This is a genomic window from Acinetobacter chinensis (assembly GCF_002165375.2).
Taxonomy (GTDB): domain Bacteria; phylum Pseudomonadota; class Gammaproteobacteria; order Pseudomonadales; family Moraxellaceae; genus Acinetobacter; species Acinetobacter chinensis.
This window is the reverse complement of the sequence record NZ_CP032134.1, coordinates 1,200,835-1,220,720: the sequence shown is the minus strand read 5'-3', so window position 1 is coordinate 1,220,720 and position 19,886 is coordinate 1,200,835. Positions and strand designations below refer to the sequence as shown.

The window sequence follows — 19,886 nt, the reverse complement described above, 5'->3', positions numbered from 1 at the left end:
TCATTATTATCATTTTTATTTTGCGCAATAATAAAGCCCACCGAGGTGAGCTTCAATCAAGGATTACTTATCCACTATCAATGCATCAGCATCTCAGTCATCAATCCAGATACCATCCTGCATGTGTTTAATAACATCGGCCGCCTGCGCAAGCTGTTCATCATGCGTCACGATCAGCATTGCCATATTGAATTCTTTACGCAGTTCAGCGAGCAGCTCATAAATTTTGACAGCCGTTTTACGGTCCAGGTTTCCTGTCGGCTCATCTGCCAGCATCAATGCCGGTTTCGCAACAAGCGCACGTGCAAGTGCAACACGCTGACGCTCACCACCTGACAGTTCACCAGGCTTATGAGTCAGACGATGAGACAATCCTACACGATCCAGTAAAAACTCTGCCTGCTCCCTGACCTGTTTATAATGCGTGCCCTCTCTTAACATCAGAGGCATGGCGACATTTTCAAGTGCAGTAAACTCAGGCAGCAGATGATGGAACTGATACACAAATCCAAGATGCAGATTACGCTGATAACCCCGTTCTGCTTCGCTCAGATTATCAAATCGCTGTCCGTTTAAAAAAACCTGACCTTCAGTTGGACGATCGAGCCCCCCCAGTACATGCAACAGGGTACTTTTTCCCGAACCACTTGACCCTACTATGGATACAAACTGCCCAGCTTCCACCTCTAAATTCAGCCCCCGGATCACTTCGACAGTTGTTTTTCCATCGGTAAAATGCTTTGAAACATTTTTGGCTTCAAGTACATATTTACTCATAACGCAGTGCCTCCGCCGGCTGAATTTTTGCAGCACGTAATGCCGGATACACAGTTGCCAGGAAGCTCAATACCAGTGAAACCATCACGATCAGTGTGACATCCTGCCATCTTAAATATGAAGGTAAATAGTTAATAAAGTAAGCATCAAACAGATTCAGCCCAAGTACCGTGTTCAACCAGTCAATAATCGTACTGATACTTGAGGCAAAGATAATTCCAAGAATTGCACCTGAAACAGTCCCAATCACGCCAATCACGGTTCCCTGAACCATAAAGATACGGGTAATCGTGGCTGGTGAAGCACCCAGTGTCCGTAAAATTGCAATATCAGATTTTTTATCTGTCACCACCATCACCAGTGATGAAACAATATTAAATGCAGCGACAAGTACGATCAGGAACAGTAACAGGCTGACCATCGCTTTTTCCATTTGAATGGCACTGAACAGATTACCGTGAGTAAACGTCCAGTCAGATGCATAAAAGTTTCCAGGCAGATCTTTTACAATATCGTTGGCAACCTGAGGGGCAGCAAAAATATCATCCAGTTTCATCCGCACACCTTGCGCACCGTCCGGAAGTCGCAGCAGTGTCGAAGCATCATTCAGCGCAATATAGCCCATCATGGAATCAACTTCTGCACCAATACTGAAAATACCGACAATTTTAAAACGCTTGAAACGGGGTACAACACCTGCTGGAGATGGCGTCGCCTCAGGAAGGACCAGGGTAATGTTGTCATTCAGCCCTAAACCCATTGACTCTGCCATCTGCTTGCCCAGCACAATACCAAACTCACCTTTTTTCAGATTGTCGATACTGCCTTCAACCATATGATTCTGGATAATTGAAACCTTTTTCTCATATTCTGGTTCAATCCCCGTGACCATGATTCCAGCCACCTGCCCCTGCGCAGTCAGCATTCCCTGAAGCTGGGTAAAAGGTGCTGCACCTGTCACGTGTTCGTGCTGTTCAACTTTTTTTGCAAGTTGCGGCCAATCTGTTAAAATTTGTGTTGAAGAAACAGTGGCTTGAGGTATCATTCCCAATACACGGTTTTTCAGCTCCCGGTCAAATCCATTCATAACAGAAAGGACTGTAATCAATACAGCGACACCAAGGGTGAGGCCGATCATGGAAACGAGAGCAATAAAAGAAATAAAGTGGTTACTGCGCCGAGCGCGAGTATATCTCAACCCTATGTAAAGCGAGATTGGTTTAAACATACCATCTAGTCCGAGGTAATACATTATGGAAAATTTACAGCATCAAAACGCGGCGACTGAACGACGTGTGATGTCCAGAATCGATGCTGCCTTAAGAATCAACTATCAGATTATCTCTGATGAAGTTGCTCTGAATGATCCTTACGATCCTAACTTTGTTTTACCACGTTATTTTCTACTACTCGCAGAATTAGATCAATTTGATCATGCACTAAACTACGAATTAGAACAATTAACTGAAAAAGATCAACAAATTGCTCGAATCTTATCCTTATTCAACCAGAAATTAAACCTTATCACTGGGTCTTTATACGATGCAATTGTACAATCCATGTTACCAGTCCCTGAACAGGTCAACTTTTCAGAGAGCGGTTTAAGCTTTTACAGCGACCGTCTGATTGCTGAAGGAACCTATATTCACCTCACCCTCAGCCATCCTGAAAACTTTTTCCACATCGCTGCAACAGCTCAGGTTGTTTACAGCCGTGAGGAAGAAAACGGAAAATACCGAACCGGTGCATATTTCATCACGCTGCATCCGCAGGACCGTTCAAAATTAGGTGAATGTGTAGAACTGACTCAGAATAAACAGTAACAGTGCTGTTTATTTCCGGGCAGTTCTGCGTGCCAGTTCTCTGCTGGCTTTCAGATCACGGTAAAAATAAACAAACAGACCGAACAACAGCACAAACGCACCAGCAAATACCATGACCGATAACTGCTCATTATTCAACACAGCACCAATAAACAGTGCAATCATGGGAGTCATGACCGTTGTCAGCGAAAGTGTGGTTGCCTGAATATTCTGTACCAGTTTGAAATAACAGAACATTGCAATCAGTGATGCCATGATCACAGCATAGAACAGTGCCATTAAAGATTTAGCAGATGGAATATGGTCTGGAATATGCTGCCAGATAAACGGCAGCAGACAGATTGCAGCCACTGTCGAGACTAAAATTGAACCTGTTGCCTGCGCCATGGGCTCAACATCTGCATTAACTTTTTTGACCCAGAAGATGGACAGTGAATAAGTAAAAACACTCATCAGCATCAACCCAATACCAAAGGGCTGAATATGCTGATTTTCCCCACCAAAACAGATAATGCTCAGACCGGCAACTGCAATCAGCATCCCTGTCCACTGCATTCGGCTCAGATGTTGCTGAAATCCAAAACGACCGATTAAGCCTGCCATAATCGGTGCCAGACCAAACATCAGAGCAATAATGCCTGAACTGAGATAATCCGTCGCAATATAAGTAAAAATCTGTGAACCGATCAGACTGAAAGAACCTGCCAGATAACTGTGCAATGAAACTTTATCGACAGGAAAATGTATTTTTAAAATAACCAGAAGTACAGCAGCAATCGGCAATGCAATAAAAAAGCGCAATACCAGTGCCCACATCAGATGCAGGTCAGAAACACTCCATACAATGGCAAGTGGCGTAGTCGCCCATATAAATATTAACAGGATATAGGTGAACAGAATGTTCGATCTGGATGGCATGACTGACCTGATGAATTAAGCTGTTTTACGTTTCTGTTTCTGAATGGTCTGATCAAGAGAACCTGAAAACTCGCGTTTATCACGTTCAGAAATTGGAGGAGGTCCACCTGTCTGCACGCCCGCACCTCTTAATGTTTCCATAAAATCACGCAAATGCAGGCGGGCTTTAATATTTGCATCCGTATAAATTTCACCACGGGGATGAATTGCGATTCCGCCTTTTTCGATGACCTGAGCCGCCAGTGGAATATCCTGAGTAATCACGATGTCATGTTCCTGCATACGGTTCACGATTTCCTGATCCGCAGCATCCGCACCATGCATCACCTGAATGGAATTGATTCTGACTGATGGGGTGACACCCACATTCTGATTTGCCACAAAAGTCACTTCCAGCTGATAACGGTCAGAAGCACGTAAAATCACATCACGGAGAATTCTGGGCAGTGCGTCTGCATCCACCCATAATTTAAATGGCAGCACCTGAGTCTGATATCCTGTTTCAATATGCACCTATTCTATCAAATCCAGCCATCAGTCTGTATGACTAAATGATAAAGTCAGGCTTCCTGTCCCTTTTTCAGCCTCTGTTTTCATATCTAAGTCATGAAATTTACGCACAGGGACTTGAAATCTGACATTAACCCTCGATTTAATATATACATATAACCCAACATCAATTGTGCATATGAAAAATCAGAACAGACCAGAAGTTATCACCATTGAAGATCAGCACTTTGGCAGTCATGTAGAGCACTGGAGCCTTCTGACAGATCAACCCACACAGGATGTTCCCAAATGGTTAAGTCTGGCACTGGATGAACCCGTCATGCCAATGGGGTTATGCTCTGAAGAATGCGATATGGATGAAAGCAGCTGGTTTATTCAGGGACCAGGCAAATCTCCTGTCCAGCTCTCACAGGTCATTGCTGTTGAGAACAACCGTCCAAAATCAGTAAAAACTGCATTTCCGTGCTTTGAAAGCCCTTATAAAACCGTTGCAAGTATAGATCGTATCATTACCTGTCACACCAACACCCAGGCTGTGCTACAGCTGAATCTCGGCTCAAATACAGTGGTTTATGCATTTGACAGCTTATACAGCGTCAATCACGATCACTATGAAAAAAATCAGCAGTATACAGTTCATCTGAATGCATGGGCTTATGAGCTTGAAACAGTCGCAGAGCATGAACAGCTGGTTGTGGATGATCCGGCTTCCATTAAACACCATCGGGCACTCAATGATATTCTCGCTGCCAACAATGGTATTGCGCCTGAAAACCTTCAGGAACAGATTGATGCATGGGAACCGACATCTGAAGATGACAAAGCACCTGTAACCGTCGATTTTTCAAAAATGGTTGCTTACCTTTATGGAGAAACCCTCGGACAGGAAGATGAAGCCTGGTTTCAGGGCAATATCGTGGGTAAAACATCCATGCAGTTTATGAATGAGCAATACACGCTGTATGATGTCGCCCTGATTCATGAACACGATCAGGAAGCTGTGCTGATCCGTATAGCAACACGTGACCCTGCTTATGCAGACTTTGAGATTGGTCAGTTCATTCGAGGTAACATCTGGATTCAGGCTTATATCTACGCTAAAAAATCCTGATTTAAATTTAAAAGAATCCATTTCACAGCTCAGATTTATTTTAACTCTGAGCTGTTTTTTTATTATTTTTCCAGCAGTTCCCTTACCTCACCATATAAGTTATCCACAGAAATACGATTATTCAAATTTATTAAATTCATAATAAGCTACACTTATCCACAGTTTAAATTCAAAAAAGCCCGGATTTTATAATCTTTATCCACTGCCTGTTAAACCAGATGATTTTCAGTATAAATAAATAAAATTTTATATTTTCAATAGCTTATAAAATAAATAAAATAACCAGAATAAAAATGTATGTTTTATTATATTTAATTGCATTAGTACTTTATTTAATCAATTTTTTATGCATATAATATGTCCAAGAAATAGGATTTAACGATAAATAGATCGGAAAAGAGATATCTATGAAAATCGTACAAGAAGAAAACATGCAACAGGTTGAACATCATTTAATCAAGCGTTATCCGCTTGATCTACACTCCTGTCTGTTTTTTATATTAGGCATGATGATCTCAGGCTTTATTGCTCATCATTTTATTTTCTGAATATAACCAATAAAAAAAAGCCCATCTATAGATGGGCTTTTTTTTGACTGTCTGAATTAACCGTTGCGTTTTGCAAAGTCATCCATAAAGTTCACAAGTGCCTGTACACCTTCAAGTGGAACAGCATTGTAAATACTTGCACGCATACCACCAACTGAACGGTGACCAGCAAGATTTAGCAGATGATTTTCTTCCGCTTCTTTCAGGAACAGTTTATCCAGCGCTTCATCAGCCAGAGTAAACGGTACATTCATAATCGAACGGTTCTGTACAGCAATTGGGTTATTATAGAAATCGCTTCCATCAATATAACCATAAAGCAGTTCTGATTTCTGAAGATTGGTTTTGTGCATTGCATCCACACCACCATTTTCCAGTAACCATTCAAATACCAGACCAGATAAATACCATGCATAAGTTGCTGGTGTATTGACCATGGAATCGTTTTTAGCCTGCGAACCATATTTCAATAAACTTGGAATTTCAGGTTTTGCCTGATCCAGTAAATCGTCACGGACAATCACTAAAGTTAAGCCAGCTGGACCGATATTCTTTTGCGCACCTGCATAAATCAGACCAAATTTTGATACATCCAATGGCGTAGATAAAATGCTTGAAGAAAAATCTGAAACTAAAGGTTTATCTGTTTCAGGGATACCGGCAAACTGAATGCCACCAATAGTTTCATTATCAGCATAATGCACATAAGCTGCATCATTCGACAGGTTCCAGTTACTTTGATCGCTGATCGCTAATTTACCATCGATACTTGTGCCTGCTTCGATGATATTGATATCACCATAACGCTGAGCTTCTTTGGTTGCTTTTTCAGACCAGATACCCGTATGGATATAATCCGCTTTAGGATTTTTACCCAGCAGGTTTAAAGGAATAGCAGAAAACTGTAAGGATGCACCACCCTGTAAAAACAGAACTTTGTAGTTTTCAGGAATGTTCATCAGTTTACGAAGATCAGCTTCTGCCTTTTCAGCGACAGCCACATAGTCTTTGCTACGATGGCTCATTTCCATGATGGATAAGCCTTTACCCTGCCAATCCAGCATTTCAGCCTGAGCTTTTTCTAAAACGGCAGTAGGTAATGCAGCAGGACCAGCACAGAAATTGTACGCGCGCATGATTTTTCCCTTTTGTGAAGTGAAACGAATGAAATAGGCGCATTTAACCACAAATCAGCTATTCTTGCAGTAGCTTTGTCAGTCAATATTTTCAATATGAATGCTGAAATAGAGCTGATATTTCAATAAGAAAAACTGAATCAAAGAAGATTTTTCTCTGTATTTTTAGAATATTATGAACTGATTATTTCTGTATCCTGCACTGAAAATCTGAGTTTTCAGAATAAAATTCCATGACGTTTCACAGCTTCAAGCACAGAAAAATATGACAATCTGAATTTTTCGATGCTAAAAGCATGGCATACTACAAAATATATACATTTCAGTCCGAACCTTTAGATTATTTGCACTACATTTTTAAAGGTAAAATAATTTTAAATTTAATCAGATGCCGACAGCTTTCCGATGAAGATAAAAAGAGCAAATCATAAAAAAGTCTTATCAACTGCCGTACAGTTCTGCTTCTGTCTTGGAATCATTCCCTGCCTGTTGCTCAGCAGTTCCCTGCATGCTGAAAGTCTGAGTTATGTTCAGGCAGAACAACAGATTCTACAGGACTCCTATACCAGTCAGGCAAATCAGGCTTTACAGAAAGCTTCCGAACTTGAGGCTGATGCAGTCAAAGGACTGGGACTGCCCCGTGTAGACTTAAATGTCCGTGCTTATGCTTTTCATAATGAAGTCGATATTCCACTCGATTCATTTAAAAACAATCTGGAACATACGCTCTCTCAAGGGGTCAATGACAAAGTCAATCAATGGCAAACTGAACAGAATTTACCTTCAGGTATCGCTGATCCACTTAAACAGGGACTGAACCAGACCATCCACAGTGGTATGGGTTTATTTCCTGATTCAGCAAATGTCGTACTTGAAGACGAAGTGATCCGTCCCACTGTTTCTGTACTGATGCCCCTTTATACAGGAGGACTGACCACATCCGCCAAAGAAATTGCTGGAATTAAAGCCCAGAGAAGTCAGCTGACCACGAAACAGCAACAGGATGTACAGCGATTTGAACTGATTCAGGTATATTTTGGTGTACAGCTGAAAAAACAGTTGCTGCATTCAGCTCAGTTCAATATGAATGCAATGCAGAAACATTATAACAATGCTTTAAAATTGGAAAATCAGGGTTTCATCAGTAAAGGACAGCGGATGCAGTTTGAAGTTGCAAAAAACAATGCCGAACGAAATCTACAAAATACCCAGGCTGATCTGAAAGCCGGTCTGTTCCAGCTGAATAACTTAATGCAAAGCAGTCAGATCACCGATCTGAACACCCCTTTATTTATTAACTCAACTCAGAATCAGTCTTTAAACACTTTACTGAAAACCTATCAGGATCAATCTTCACTGATCCGTAAAATGCAGCTGGATACTGAACTTGCCAGTGCCAATGTAAAAGCGCAGAGTGCAGCCAAAAAACCGAATCTGTTCGCATTTGGTGAATACAGCCTCGATGAAAAACAGAACTGGATTGTAGGCGTTGTTGCACGCTATAACCTGTTCTCGGGTGTTGATAAAAACAAAAACATTCAGGCTGCTGAGCTGCAACGCTATGCCTCTCAGTTACTGACAGCACGCACCCGACAGGAAACTGAAAACATTATTTTTAAATCCTATACTGAAATCGCTACAGCACAGCAAAGTAACCTTTTGATTCAACAGAATATAAAAGCAGCTCAGGAAAATTTAAGAATTCAGGAGCTGTCATTTAAAGAAGACATGGGAACAGCAACACAGGTGGTTGATGCGCAGAACTCACTGACAGTTCTTCAGTCTGAACAGGCTTTAAATGCCTATAAATACATTCTTTCGCTCGCTGCGCTTTTACAGAGCCATGGTTCCATAGATCAGTTTCAGAGCTATGTGAATCAGACCAATACGATTTATATTCGCTGACCTGGAGAAGAAACATCATGACAAATGACTCAGCATCATCTGATCTGGACAACACTTCCTCCACTTCAGATCAACCGAATGAAAATTTAGAAACTGAAAATACTGAAACTGTGAATGAACCACCTTCAACAGAAAATGGACAGGCAGTTTCAGAAACAACCGAAGACAATCCAGGGTCCCCGCTGAAAAAAGTTGTCATTGCAATCATCATTATTGCCTTGCTGGGACTGATTGCCTTTGGACTGTGGAAAAGCTATCAGCCTAAAACCGTAGAATTACAGGGTCGGGTGGAAGCTGAAACAGTTCATGTCAGCACAAAAATACCCAGCCGTATTGAAGAACTTTATGTACATGACGGTCAGAAAGTGACTAAGAACCAGCCTCTTGTACGTCTGTTCAGTCCTGAAGTTGATGCAAAAAAACAACAGGCACTTGCTGCGCTTCAGTCTGCGCTCGCCCTTCAATCCACCGCAGAACGTGGCTCACAACAGGAAAATATAGATACACTGTATGCCAACTGGCAAAGCATGAAAGCGCAGGAACATCTGGCTGTCACAACCTTCCAGCGTGGAGAAAAACTGTTTAAGGAAGGTGTCATTTCACGGCAACGTAAAGATGAAATGCAGGCAGCTGCTCAGTCTGCAGCTCAGTTGACCGAAGCATCCTATCAGCAGTATGCCCGTGCAAAACGTGGAAGCACCCCTGAACAGCAGTCAGGAGCAGATGCTCAGGTTGCCATAGCCAATGCAGCTGTTGCGGAAGCAAATGCTCTGGAAGCAGAAACACGGCTGCTTTCACCTGTGAATGGAACCGTATCCAAAACGTATGGCAAAGTGTCTGAACTGGTCGCTACTGCTGTACCTGTGGTCAGTATTCTGCTTGACGATGATTTATGGGTCAGTCTGAATGTCCGAGAAGATCAGTATGCTCAGGTGTATAAAACAAAGACAATGGAAGGTTATATTCCTGCCCTGAAGAAAAACGTCAGTTTTAAAATTAAGCATATCGAAGCTGAAGGTGAATTTGCCACCATCAAAACCACCAGACAGACTGGGGGTTACGATATCCGCAGTTTTAAAATCCATCTTGAACCTGTCCAAGCTCTTCCAGATCTGAAAGTCGGCATGAGTGTACTCTTCAAAGTGCAGGAGTCCCGCTAGTGTTTGCTGCACTGTGGTCAGGAATTCTGCGTGAATTAAAATATTTGCGCAGTCATAAATGGGATCTCAGCCTGGTCACAGTTGTACCTGCATTCATTATTGTTTTATTCAGCTGTATGTTTTATCAGGGAAAACCTGATCACTTGCCCATTGCACTGATTGATCAGGATCACAGTGCCTTAAGTCAGACTGTTCAGAAATATATCAGTCATAACAACACACTGAGTATCTATATACAGACTGATAATTTAAAAGAAGCTGAACAGTTACTGAATCAGACCCGAATCTGGGGCTATGTCCTGATTCCACCTGGTGCGGAACAGCGTCTTGTTCAGGCAAAAGATGCTGAGATTGCAATTGCATTCAATCAGAGTTATTTCAGTGTGGGCAACACTATTTCATCTGCCATGCTGGTCAGTACATTACAGGCAACATCAGATTTTATGGGAAGCAGTTTTCTTGAACAGAAAATTCCTTTTATTCAAGCCCCTACCCCGCATGTCAAAATTTCAGCACTGTATAACCCAGGTTTAAGTTATGAGTTTTATCTTGAACCTTTTATGATTCCAGCCATCTTACATCTGTTGCTCTGCTGCTGTGTTGCTTTTGCTGTAGGACAGGAATTCAAATTTTCCACTCAGCATCAGTGGACAGCAGGTCAACCCCACTGGGGAGCTTTATTTTCCAAATGTATGACCTATGTGGTGATCTTTACACTATGGACCTGGTTATGGATGATCTGGCTGATCGAGTTTCGTGGGTGGTTCACCGCAGGTAGCTTATGGCTGATCATGCTGGCTCAGATTCTGTTTTACAGTGCTTACGCCTTTATCAGTGCGACTGTTGTACTGGTAACAGGAAATTTAGCTAAAACTTTCGGCTTTATTGCGGTTTATGGTGGTTCTTCCCTCAGTTTTGCAGGTGTTACCCTTCCCTTAAATAATGCACCCTTATTCACAAAATTCTGGGCGAATATTATTCCTTATACCCCTTATGCAAAACTGCAGACTGAACAATGGGTGATTGGCAGTCCGCTGAATATCTCTGTCATTCCTTTTACTGTTTTACTGTTTTACTGCCTGTTTTATTTTGCAGTCGCAAGCTTGGTTCTGAAAAAGAAAACTGAGGTGTAAGCAATGAAAAAAACAACCTCTTTCTTACACTTTTATATCAGAACATTTAAAGACATAGCCGCCAACAGTTCCATTCTGACGACTCTTATTCTTTCAGTTTTTTTCTACAGTTTTTTTTATCCCACCGCCTATAAAGCAGAACATGCAGAATCACTGCCGATCGTGATTGTTGATGAAGAACAAAGCCTGATGACTTCCACGATTATTCAGGAAGTCTCAAAAAGTCCCAATGTCCGTATTCAGTCCATTACAGGAAACTTTGCTGCTGCTGAGCAGCTGATCCGTGAGCAGAAAGCCGATGGCATACTGCTGCTGCCACATAACCTGTCCAACAGTATTTATCGTGGAGAAACCGGAGGAATAGGACTTTATCTGAGTGCCGCCTATTTTTTAAAAACCAAGCAGATTGGTCTCGGACTGGCAGGTTCAATTGAAAATGCAGTTGCAGAACAGGCTGCAAAATTTGGAAATATTTCCCACTTTTCGCCCGCTCTGTCCATCCATCAGATTCCATTATTCAATGTGCTTTCTGGCTATGGCAGCTATATTTTTCCTGCGATTGCTCCTCTGATTATCCATCAGACGATTGTGCTTGGCTTAAGTATGCTGATCGCAGGTTACCGTGAAAAAAAATGGCGACCGTCTCACACTGAACTGATAGGGATTTTTACAGCAATACTCACTATCGGCTGTCTGGGGTGCTTCTATTTATTTGGATTTACATTCTGGTTTTATGATTATCCGCATGGAGGAAACTTCTGGGGTATGCTGCTTGCTGTACCTGTCTTTATCAGCTGTATTATAGCCCTGACCCTGCTCATAGCTTCTTTTCTGGATATGCCCGAACGTGCAGGTCATGTCATTGTCTTCAGTTCCATTCCGCTGTTTTTACTGTCAGGCACCGCGTGGCCCCATGCTGCCATGCCCCAGTGGATGCAATGGTTGGGCAATATTCTGCCATCCACACAGGGCATACAGATGTTTATCCAGTTAAATCAGATGGGTGTGTCCACCAGTACCGTGATTCCCAAACTGATTTATTTACTGTGCTTTACAGCCTTTTGCCTGCTATGGGCAAACTATAGATTGCGACATAAATAATCATGGTCTGAGACCCAGACTGGTATTTCAAAATCAATGACATAAAAAAAAAGAGCACCGAAGCGCTCTTTTTTTACGTCTCTGAAAATCAGTCTTCTTCTGACTCTCTCAGATCTGACTCATTTTCAGTTGTATCGACAATGGTCTCATCATCCACGATATGCTCAGATACTTCTGTATTTTCATCTACAATAATATCTTCTTCCACCGCTTCAATTGCTTCCACGCCAACCAGTATTTCGTCCTGACCTAAACGGATCAGACGGACACCCTGTGCATTACGACCTGTTTCTGCGACTTCAGAAGCACGTGTACGAACCAGTGTTCCACCGTCAGAAATCAGCATCAGCTCTTTGCTTGCATCAATTGCAACAGCTCCAACAAGCGCACCGTTACGTTCTGATGTTTTAATTGCAATAACGCCTTTACCGCCACGTTTCTTGGTTGGGAAGTTGTCTACAGGGGTACGTTTACCGTAACCATTTTCAGAAGCACACAGTACTTCACCTGTTTCAGGAACAACAACCAGGGAAACAATACGACTGATAAATGCAGAATCGGAAGTATCTTCATCATCTGATTCAGTATCGTCAGCCTCTTCGACCTGAGCTGCTCCAACCGTTACCCGCATACCACGGACACCTTTTGCAGAACGACCCATCGCACGGACATCAGTTTCAGCAAAGCGGATTGCTTTACCTTCATTTGAGAACAGCATGATCTGCTGTTCACCGTCTGTGATCGCTACACCAATCAAGGTATCGCCTTCGTTCAGCTCAATTGCACGTAAACCGTTTGAACGTACATTGCTGAACTGTTCCAGTTCAACACGCTTAATCGTACCGAATTCAGTTGCCATAAAGACATAGAAGTTTTTACGGACATTTTCAGCACGTTCTGCAAACTCAGCAACCAGACTGTCATCACTGTCAGAAGCCGTCAGTTCAGCACTGAGTTCTTTCAGCTGGGTACGTAAAGCCGGAGAAAGATCATCCGGATTTTCACCCAGTTCTGCAAATGCAGATTTCAGCGCTTCATAATGTCCATCAATGATGGCATTTTCACGCAGTTTTTCAACATTGCTACGGACAAAACTACGGAATTCAACCAGGCGCTCAGTGAATTTCTTCGGCGCTTCAATCATCGGCAGAATCGCGGTGATGGTTTCTTCTGCATCCAGTGGCAACAGGTTCACCATCGGACGACCTTTCGCACCGCGGGAAGCCTGAGGTACTTCAAATACACGTAAACGGTAGACTTTACCGACATTGGTAAAGCAAAGTACGGTTGCATGGCTTGAAGTTACGATCAGATGCTGAATGTAATCATCTTCTTTCATTGAAGTTGCAGATTTACCACGACCACCACGACGTTGCGCTGCATAGTCAGACAATGGCTGAGTTTTAGCATAACCGGTTTTAGATACGGTCAGTACCATCTGCTCTTCTGGAATTAAATCTTCACGAGAGAAATCAATACGCGATTCAACAATTTCAGTTTTACGGGCATCGCCATACTGTTGCAGAACCAGTGAAAGTTCTTCTTTAATCACACCCATCAATAAATTGAAATCATTCAGGATTGCTGTCAGTTCCGCAATCTGACCTAAGATTTCAGTATATTCTGCGTGTAATTTATCCTGTTCCAGACCTGTTAAACGGTGTAAACGCAATTCTAAAATTGCACCAACCTGTGCTGGAGACAAACGGTAAATATCGCCATTCAGACCAAATGGTTTAGACGGATCTTCACCCTCAATTTCATCAGGACGAACTGAAACAGAACCTGCCGCAGCAAGCAAAGCAACCACTCCACCGCCTGCCCATTCACCCGCCTGTAAGCGTTCACGCGCTTCCTGAGGATTTGCAGAAGTTTTAATGGTTTCAATAATTGCATCAATATTTGCTAAAGCAACCGTCAGACCTTCTAAAATATGTCCACGCTCACGTGCTTTACGCAGCTCAAACATGGTACGACGGGTCACAACTTCCTGACGGTGACGGATAAATGCAGCAATAATATCCTTCAGATTCATTAATTTAGGCTGACCATTATCCAGGCAGACCATGTTAATGCTGAATGAGTTTTCAAGCTGAGTATTCAGGAACAGATTATTGACAATGACTTCAGCGTTTTCACCACGCTTCAGATCAATCGCAATACGCATTCCTTCTTTATCAGATTCGTCACGAAGCTCAGAGATACCTTCAAGTTTCTTTTCTTTCACCAGTTCAGCGATACGCTCAATGGTTTTAGCTTTGTTGACCTGATAAGGAATTTCAGTAAAGACAATCGTGCTGCGACCAGACTTCTGATCTTCTTCAATATGGTATTTACCACGGATATGCAGACGACCTTTACCGGTACGGTATGCATCGACAATACCCGATTTACCGTAAATAATACCGCCAGTCGGGAAATCCGGACCCGAAATATGTTCCATCAGACCTTCGATGGCAATATTTGGGTTTTCAGCATATGCAAGGCAGGCATGAATGACTTCAGTCATGTTGTGCGGCGCCATATTGGTCGCCATACCCACTGCAATACCTGTTACACCATTGACCAGCAGGTTGGGAATACGGGTCGGCATAACCTGAGGAATGCGCTCTGAACCGTCATAGTTGTCTTCCCACTCAACGGTATCTTTTTCAAGATCTGCAAGCATTTCATGCGTCAGTTTGCGCATCCGGACTTCGGTATAACGCATTGCTGCTGCACTGTCGCCATCGACCGAACCGAAGTTCCCCTGACCATCCACCAGCTGGTAACGCAAGCTGAAGTCCTGCGCCATACGGACGATGGTTTCGTAAACAGCATAATCACCATGAGGGTGATATTTACCGATGACATCACCGACAACACGGGCAGACTTTTTGTACGCTTTGTTGTAGTCATTGCCCAGTTCGTGCATTGCGAAAAGCACACGACGATGAACAGGTTTTAGACCGTCCCGAACATCTGGCAATGCACGTGATACGATCACGCTCATTGCATAATCCAGATACGAGTGCTTGAGTTCATCCTCAATGGCAATCGGTCTAATTTCCGATACGCTCATGCATACTCCTTGTTATACAAGCAGAATTCTGCCCGCATTTTATATCGTAAATTCAGTGAAAATTCAGCTCTTAAATCTGAGAGCCAAAATCAAAAATACAGTCGCACAGTATAGCATGGAACAGCGGTTTTTTGTGAGAAGAAGTCCCAACTATAACCATGATTTTTGTGTTTATTTCGACCAGAACAATAGATTGGACACATAAAAAACCTCTCTGCTGAGAGGTTAAAGAAAAACTGAATTTTACGTTGCTGCACAGAATAATTTTTTAAGCTTTACCTGCAGGTTTCATTTCCTGCTGCTGTTCATTCACAACAGAATGAGCAGCCTGCACCTCATTTTTCATCAGCTGAAAGGTCACCATGAATAACCCAAGAATGAGAGGAAATTCATAGAGTTCCTCTATCAGATCTTTATAACTCAGATCATGCAGAAAAACAGAATGAAAGAATCTGCCATGCTCCACGCCGTCAGAAATGATCAATCCCGCAACTGCCAGCATAAATGCCCACACTGGAACAGCCGAAGTTCTGAATTTGATGGCTATTTCTGAGCGTAATGCGCTTGAAAAAAGCATAAACACAACAGGTGCAATAAACAGTACCGAAAGTATATGGAAATATATCCGGGGCACTTCTGGGAAATAATCACGCCCCCAGCTTGTACTGCGGCCAAAAAGTAAAACCCACCACAGCACCGCCCAAAGCCAGAACTGTTTTTTACCTTCGGCTAAAGCAAATGGCTTTATATAAAAAAAACTGAATCCTGCAAAAAACAACAGCAGGATTGCCTGTATATCTTCCACAGAACGTACAAGCATGCCATCAAATAATGGAATATGCCAATCTGCAAGAAATGGAAATATAAAGCAAAAGACAATAATGACCACTACAGGCCAGGACAGTCGGGTATCAACCAGCACAGCGAACTCCTTACCCGTAGAACAGGGCATGCCTGATGAGTAAAGCCAAAAAAACTTCGCGGATAATATCACAAATAAATCAAATGCATAAGATTAGCATTTTTGTTAATAATAATTGACAATCTCATCACTTTTCTTGTTTTTTATCAGACTTTTATTAATAAAATCTCAACTTAACCCATGATGAGTAACAGTTTTTTAACTGAATATTTTCATTTTAAATAAGTATTTTGATGCATATTTCATGCATTTTTCAGACATTTAAATGATTATCTCATCAATGGAACACTCCGTTTCATATTTATCACTGTACAGACCATTCCCTTAAATTTTTCAACAAAAAAACGCCTCAGATCAATCTCTGAGACGTTTTTTGAAACGTTATTACAGAATTACAGTTTAGAAACCAGTTCTGGAACAACAGTATTCAGATCGCCAACTAACCAGTAGTCAGCTACAGCATTGATTGGTGCTTCTTCATCTTTGTTGATCGCAACGATCACTTTAGAATCTTTCATACCCGCCAGATGCTGAATCGCACCAGAGATACCTACAGCGATGTACAAGTCTGGTGCAACGATTTTACCAGTCTGACCAACCTGCATATCGTTTGGAACGAAGCCAGCATCAACCGCAGCACGTGAAGCGCCTTGAGCAGCACCAAGCTTGTCAGCAAGTGGATCAAGTACTTTGTGGTAGTTTTCACCAGAAGCTACACCACGACCACCAGATACAACGATACGCGCAGCAGTTAATTCTGGGCGTTCTGATTTCACGATTTCTTCAGAAATGAACTTGGAAATACCTGTATCACCTGTAGAAGCAGCAGCTTCAACCGCAGCAGAACCACCTTCAGCAGCAACCGCATCAAATGCAGTACCACGAACAGTTGCAACAACAACTGATTCGCCAGATTCTACAGTTGCAATCGCGTTACCTGCATAGATTGGACGTTTGAAAGTCTTAGGACCGTCAACAGCGATGATATCAGTGATCATGCTTACGTCTAAAAGTGCAGCAGCGCGAGGTAAAATGTTTTTACCTGTCGTAGTAGAAGCAGCAAGGATGTGAGAATAACCCGCACCGATAGAAGCAACTAATTTTGCAACGTTTTCAGCCAGCTGATTTGCATAAGCAGCATCATCAGCAAGTAATACTTTGCTTACGCCAGCAACTTTAGCAGCAGCATCTGCAACTGCCTGAGCACCAGAACCTGCAACCAATACAGTGATATCACCACCGATTTTCTGAGCAGCAGCTACAACGTTTAATGTTGCACCGTTCAGTGCTTTATTGTCGTGCTCAGCGATAACTAAAATACTCATGATTTTATCCTTCTGTATTAGATCACTTTCGCTTCATTTTTAAGTTTTTCAACAAGCTCGTCTACAGACTTCACCTGTACGCCAGCTTTACGCTCTGCAGGTGGCTCAACTTTAACTGTTTTCAGTTTAGAAGTTGCAGTCACGCCGTAATCTGCTGGAGATTTAGTATCAAGCGGTTTCTTACGTGCTTTCATGATGTTTGGAAGTGCCGCATAACGTGGCTCGTTCAAACGTAAGTCAGTCGTGATGATCGCAGGAGTGTTCAGCTCTACAGTCTGTAAACCACCGTCAACTTCACGTGTAACCTGTACTTTATCGCCATTTACAGTCACAACTGAAGCGAATGTACCCTGACCTGCGCCAAGTAAAGCACCAAGCATCTGACCAACCTGGTTTGAGTCGTCATCAATTGCCTGTTTACCCAGAAGAACCAGCTGAGGCTGTTCAGCTTCAACGATTCCTTTCAGGATTTTAGCAATTTCAAGCGCACCCAGCTGGCTGTCGTCAGCTTCAACCAGAATACCGCGGTCAGCACCAAGCGCCATAGCAGAACGGATCTGTTCCTGCGCTTCTTTAGGACCAATAGAAACAACAACGATTTCTGAAACAGTTCCTTTTTCTTTTAAGCGAACCGCTTCTTCCACTGCGATTTCATCGAATGGGTTAATTGACATCTTAACGTTAGTAAGGTCTACCCCACTATTGTCCGGTTTAACGCGAACTTTAACGTTGGCATCAACCACACGTTTTACAGCAACAAGAGCCTTCATGTAATCCTCGGCTGTTTTAGCAAATGTAAATGTTGAGAAAAGTTATAATAACTCTTCACTTAAAATTTTTTAGGTGTCCTATCTTGCAATGTGTATGGCATTTCGGTCAAGTCACAATTATCGAATACGCTGTAAAAATGCGTAATTTTCCCTGAACGATGCGTTCACACTTTTTAATTCGTGTTGTACTGATAAGAATTAAAGCATGATTCATTAAATTATTAAACATTGATTTATATTGTTTTTCAGTCAGATTTAAAACAAAAAAAGGCTGTTTTTAAGATTTGTTTCCAATAAGTAAATACACTCTTTCCTAATACCAGTATGTGTCAACATGGTGTTTACGAACTGTCATTTGAGATAGCTCTTTGCCCTTTTCAGGATGTTTTACTCACAAAAAATAACTATTCATTCCTCGATTCTGTAACAAATTACTTTTTTAAGCACATGAAGCACTTATGAGTTACTCGATACCGACTTTATTTCTTATCGTGATCCAGTCATTTATATCTGAATTTCTATCCCTTTTCAGGGCATTATTACGCAATTGATAACGGTAAAAGACACCATGAATTACAGTATTGAAACCCCACGACTTATTTTACGTCAGTGGAAGGACTGCGATTATGCTTATTTTTACAGAATGGGACAGTGCACAGATGTGATGAAATATTTCCCAGGCTTATTGAACAATGAGCAAAACAAAGCGCTGGCGGATAAATTCAGAACCATCATAGATACACAGGGCTGGGGGGTCTGGGCAATCGAGTTAAAAGCCAGTCGACAGTTTATTGGGTTTAGCGGTTTGCATGATCAGCCTGAACAGTTTTCATTTTCTCCATGTACGGAAACAGGCTGGCGCTTAAGTGCAGACTGCTGGGGACAAGGTTTTGCAACAGAAGCTGCAATAGCGTCTTTGCATTTTGCATTTGAAATTCTGAGAAAAACAGAAATGGTGGCTTTTACCGCCAGCCAGAATAAGCCTTCTCTGGCTGTCATGCACCGTTTAGGAATGGATTATGTTCAGGATTTTGATCATCCTGCATTACAGCAGGATCATCCATTAAGAAAACACTTACTGTATAAAATTACGCGTGAAGCGTTTCAAGAAAATCACGGTGAATATGGCTTAAATCAATCAGTTCGTATTGTGCAAGGTTAAAAATTTCCCAGACTTTCTGAAAATCTTCTTTGGTATCAATATGCATGACAGCAACCTTACGCAACTGCCACTGTAAGTCCGAAATCCAGATGTAGTTCTGTTGTGTACCTGCATTGACAGCCTGAAGTTTTCCTTCAGCATTTACACCCTGTACCTGAGTATGTTCAGGCAATACCGATTTAACCTTCGGCAAACTGATTTCAACGAAGTGTTTAATCTGTCTGAGACCATAACCGGCAAAAATGTCTTTTTGTGCCTGAGTAAGCTGATCGTATTTTTCCTGAATATCTGAAATCATTTTCTGCCTGCGCAATCTTCATTCTGTTACAGCGGGGCTGACAGGTTGAACGTCGTGACTGATACTCCGTTCTGAACTCATCACACCCTGTTTATGTTTATTGTTTATACCCTAAAAATGCTGTTTGTCTTATTCTACAATAGTTCAAAAAGCCATCTGATTTAATCATTTTCCAAGTCATTTAAACAAAAAATTGCTTGAATTATGTCCTTTTTACACAAAAATT

Annotated in this window: 17 protein-coding genes and 1 pseudogene; 8 read left to right on the top strand and 10 right to left on the bottom strand. The window is 42.0% G+C overall.

What is annotated here, in order from left to right:
* Positions 1-93 precede the first annotated feature (93 nt).
* Positions 94-777, bottom strand: coding sequence for an ABC transporter ATP-binding protein (locus CDG60_RS06560; RefSeq protein WP_087511204.1), 684 nt, complete (start codon positions 775-777; stop codon positions 94-96).
* Complete coding sequence (locus tag CDG60_RS06555; RefSeq protein WP_087511696.1) at positions 770-2,005, bottom strand: lipoprotein-releasing ABC transporter permease subunit; 1,236 nt, start codon at positions 2,003-2,005, stop codon at positions 770-772. Before CDG60_RS06555 ends, CDG60_RS06560 begins: the two co-directional genes overlap by 8 nt.
* A 25-nt stretch (positions 2,006-2,030) precedes the next feature.
* Between CDG60_RS06555 and CDG60_RS06550 the strand changes: the two genes are divergently transcribed.
* Entirely contained in the window at positions 2,031-2,600 is a 570-nt protein-coding gene (locus CDG60_RS06550; RefSeq protein ID WP_087511202.1) for a PilZ domain-containing protein, read from the top strand.
* Between the two features lie 9 nt (positions 2,601-2,609).
* On the opposite strand, the gene CDG60_RS06545 is transcribed toward CDG60_RS06550, so the two are convergent.
* A complete protein-coding gene (locus tag CDG60_RS06545) occupies positions 2,610-3,518 on the bottom strand; it encodes a DMT family transporter (protein WP_087511200.1) in 909 nt (302 codons plus the stop codon).
* A gap of 15 nt (positions 3,519-3,533) precedes the next feature.
* Positions 3,534-4,001, bottom strand: a complete 468-nt coding sequence (locus CDG60_RS06540; RefSeq protein WP_087511695.1) for a YaiI/YqxD family protein — start codon at positions 3,999-4,001, stop codon at positions 3,534-3,536.
* A gap of 205 nt (positions 4,002-4,206) precedes the next feature.
* On the opposite strand from CDG60_RS06540, the gene CDG60_RS06535 reads away from it, so the two are divergent.
* A complete protein-coding gene (locus tag CDG60_RS06535; protein WP_087511198.1) occupies positions 4,207-5,139 on the top strand; it encodes a hypothetical protein in 933 nt (310 codons plus the stop codon).
* A 407-nt stretch (positions 5,140-5,546) separates the two neighbouring features.
* On the top strand, positions 5,547-5,687 hold the full coding sequence (locus CDG60_RS18285; RefSeq protein ID WP_171405435.1) for a hypothetical protein: 141 nt from the start codon (positions 5,547-5,549) through the stop codon (positions 5,685-5,687).
* A gap of 56 nt (positions 5,688-5,743) precedes the next feature.
* Here the strand turns inward: CDG60_RS18285 and serC are convergent, their stop codons facing one another.
* On the bottom strand, positions 5,744-6,823 hold the full coding sequence (serC, locus tag CDG60_RS06530) for a 3-phosphoserine/phosphohydroxythreonine transaminase (protein WP_087511196.1): 1,080 nt from the start codon (positions 6,821-6,823) through the stop codon (positions 5,744-5,746).
* Positions 6,824-7,228: 405 nt separating this feature from the next.
* Here serC and CDG60_RS06525 point away from each other — a divergent pair, with 405 nt between their 5' ends.
* The 4 genes and pseudogenes from CDG60_RS06525 to CDG60_RS06510 all read left to right on the top strand — a co-directional run bounded on the left by CDG60_RS06525 (position 7,229) and on the right by CDG60_RS06510 (position 12,122).
* Positions 7,229-8,728: a TolC family protein gene (locus CDG60_RS06525; RefSeq protein ID WP_087511194.1), complete on the top strand. Its 1,500-nt coding sequence runs from the start codon at positions 7,229-7,231 to the stop codon at positions 8,726-8,728.
* Positions 8,729-8,925: 197 nt separating this feature from the next.
* Positions 8,926-9,888: pseudogene (locus tag CDG60_RS06520) on the top strand (HlyD family secretion protein); the annotation flags it as partial.
* Positions 9,889-9,899: 11 nt separating this feature from the next.
* On the top strand, positions 9,900-11,021 hold the full coding sequence (locus tag CDG60_RS06515) for an ABC transporter permease (protein ID WP_087511694.1): 1,122 nt from the start codon (positions 9,900-9,902) through the stop codon (positions 11,019-11,021).
* Between the two features lie 3 nt (positions 11,022-11,024).
* Positions 11,025-12,122 carry an ABC transporter permease gene (locus CDG60_RS06510; RefSeq protein WP_087511190.1) on the top strand — a complete coding sequence of 366 codons (1,098 nt, stop codon included), beginning with the start codon at positions 11,025-11,027 and terminating at the stop codon, positions 12,120-12,122.
* 88 nt (positions 12,123-12,210) lie between these two features.
* Here the strand turns inward: CDG60_RS06510 and gyrA are convergent, their stop codons facing one another.
* The 4 genes from gyrA to CDG60_RS06485 all read right to left on the bottom strand — a co-directional run bounded on the left by gyrA (position 12,211) and on the right by CDG60_RS06485 (position 18,200).
* Entirely contained in the window at positions 12,211-15,183 is a 2,973-nt protein-coding gene (gene gyrA, locus CDG60_RS06505) for a DNA gyrase subunit A (RefSeq protein WP_087511188.1), read from the bottom strand.
* Positions 15,184-15,451: 268 nt separating this feature from the next.
* A complete protein-coding gene (locus CDG60_RS06495) occupies positions 15,452-16,105 on the bottom strand; it encodes a hypothetical protein (protein WP_087511186.1) in 654 nt (217 codons plus the stop codon).
* A 392-nt stretch (positions 16,106-16,497) separates the two neighbouring features.
* Positions 16,498-17,430: an FAD-binding protein gene (locus CDG60_RS06490; RefSeq protein ID WP_087511184.1), complete on the bottom strand. Its 933-nt coding sequence runs from the start codon at positions 17,428-17,430 to the stop codon at positions 16,498-16,500.
* Between the two features lie 17 nt (positions 17,431-17,447).
* On the bottom strand, positions 17,448-18,200 hold the full coding sequence (locus CDG60_RS06485; RefSeq protein ID WP_087511183.1) for an electron transfer flavoprotein subunit beta/FixA family protein: 753 nt from the start codon (positions 18,198-18,200) through the stop codon (positions 17,448-17,450).
* A gap of 568 nt (positions 18,201-18,768) precedes the next feature.
* Between CDG60_RS06485 and CDG60_RS06480 the strand changes: the two genes are divergently transcribed.
* Complete coding sequence (locus CDG60_RS06480) at positions 18,769-19,362, top strand: GNAT family N-acetyltransferase (protein WP_087511182.1); 594 nt, start codon at positions 18,769-18,771, stop codon at positions 19,360-19,362.
* On the opposite strand, the gene CDG60_RS06475 is transcribed toward CDG60_RS06480, so the two are convergent.
* Positions 19,289-19,660 (bottom strand): hypothetical protein, encoded by a 372-nt coding sequence (locus CDG60_RS06475; RefSeq protein ID WP_087511181.1) that lies wholly within the window; start codon positions 19,658-19,660, stop codon positions 19,289-19,291. The two genes, CDG60_RS06480 and CDG60_RS06475, sit on opposite strands and share 74 nt — an antisense overlap.
* Positions 19,661-19,886 lie beyond the last annotated feature (226 nt).

What these genes read in the sequence shown, in the direction of transcription:
- CDG60_RS06560 (WP_087511204.1), bottom strand. Translation starts at nt 777, where the DNA reads ATGAGTAAATATGTACTTGAAGCCAAAAATGTTTCAAAGCATTTTACC.
- CDG60_RS06555 (WP_087511696.1), bottom strand. Translation starts at nt 2,005, where the DNA reads ATGTTTAAACCAATCTCGCTTTACATAGGGTTGAGATATACTCGCGCT.
- CDG60_RS06550 (WP_087511202.1), top strand. Translation starts at nt 2,031, where the DNA reads ATGGAAAATTTACAGCATCAAAACGCGGCGACTGAACGACGTGTGATG.
- CDG60_RS06545 (WP_087511200.1), bottom strand. Translation starts at nt 3,518, where the DNA reads ATGCCATCCAGATCGAACATTCTGTTCACCTATATCCTGTTAATATTT.
- CDG60_RS06535 (WP_087511198.1), top strand. Translation starts at nt 4,207, where the DNA reads ATGAAAAATCAGAACAGACCAGAAGTTATCACCATTGAAGATCAGCAC.
- CDG60_RS18285 (WP_171405435.1), top strand. Translation starts at nt 5,547, where the DNA reads ATGAAAATCGTACAAGAAGAAAACATGCAACAGGTTGAACATCATTTA.
- serC (WP_087511196.1), bottom strand. Translation starts at nt 6,823, where the DNA reads ATGCGCGCGTACAATTTCTGTGCTGGTCCTGCTGCATTACCTACTGCC.
- CDG60_RS06525 (WP_087511194.1), top strand. Translation starts at nt 7,229, where the DNA reads ATGAAGATAAAAAGAGCAAATCATAAAAAAGTCTTATCAACTGCCGTA.
- CDG60_RS06510 (WP_087511190.1), top strand. Translation starts at nt 11,025, where the DNA reads ATGAAAAAAACAACCTCTTTCTTACACTTTTATATCAGAACATTTAAA.
- gyrA (WP_087511188.1), bottom strand. Translation starts at nt 15,183, where the DNA reads ATGAGCGTATCGGAAATTAGACCGATTGCCATTGAGGATGAACTCAAG.
- CDG60_RS06490 (WP_087511184.1), bottom strand. Translation starts at nt 17,430, where the DNA reads ATGAGTATTTTAGTTATCGCTGAGCACGACAATAAAGCACTGAACGGT.
- CDG60_RS06485 (WP_087511183.1), bottom strand. Translation starts at nt 18,200, where the DNA reads ATGAAGGCTCTTGTTGCTGTAAAACGTGTGGTTGATGCCAACGTTAAA.
- CDG60_RS06480 (WP_087511182.1), top strand. Translation starts at nt 18,769, where the DNA reads ATGAATTACAGTATTGAAACCCCACGACTTATTTTACGTCAGTGGAAG.
- CDG60_RS06475 (WP_087511181.1), bottom strand. Translation starts at nt 19,660, where the DNA reads ATGATTTCAGATATTCAGGAAAAATACGATCAGCTTACTCAGGCACAA.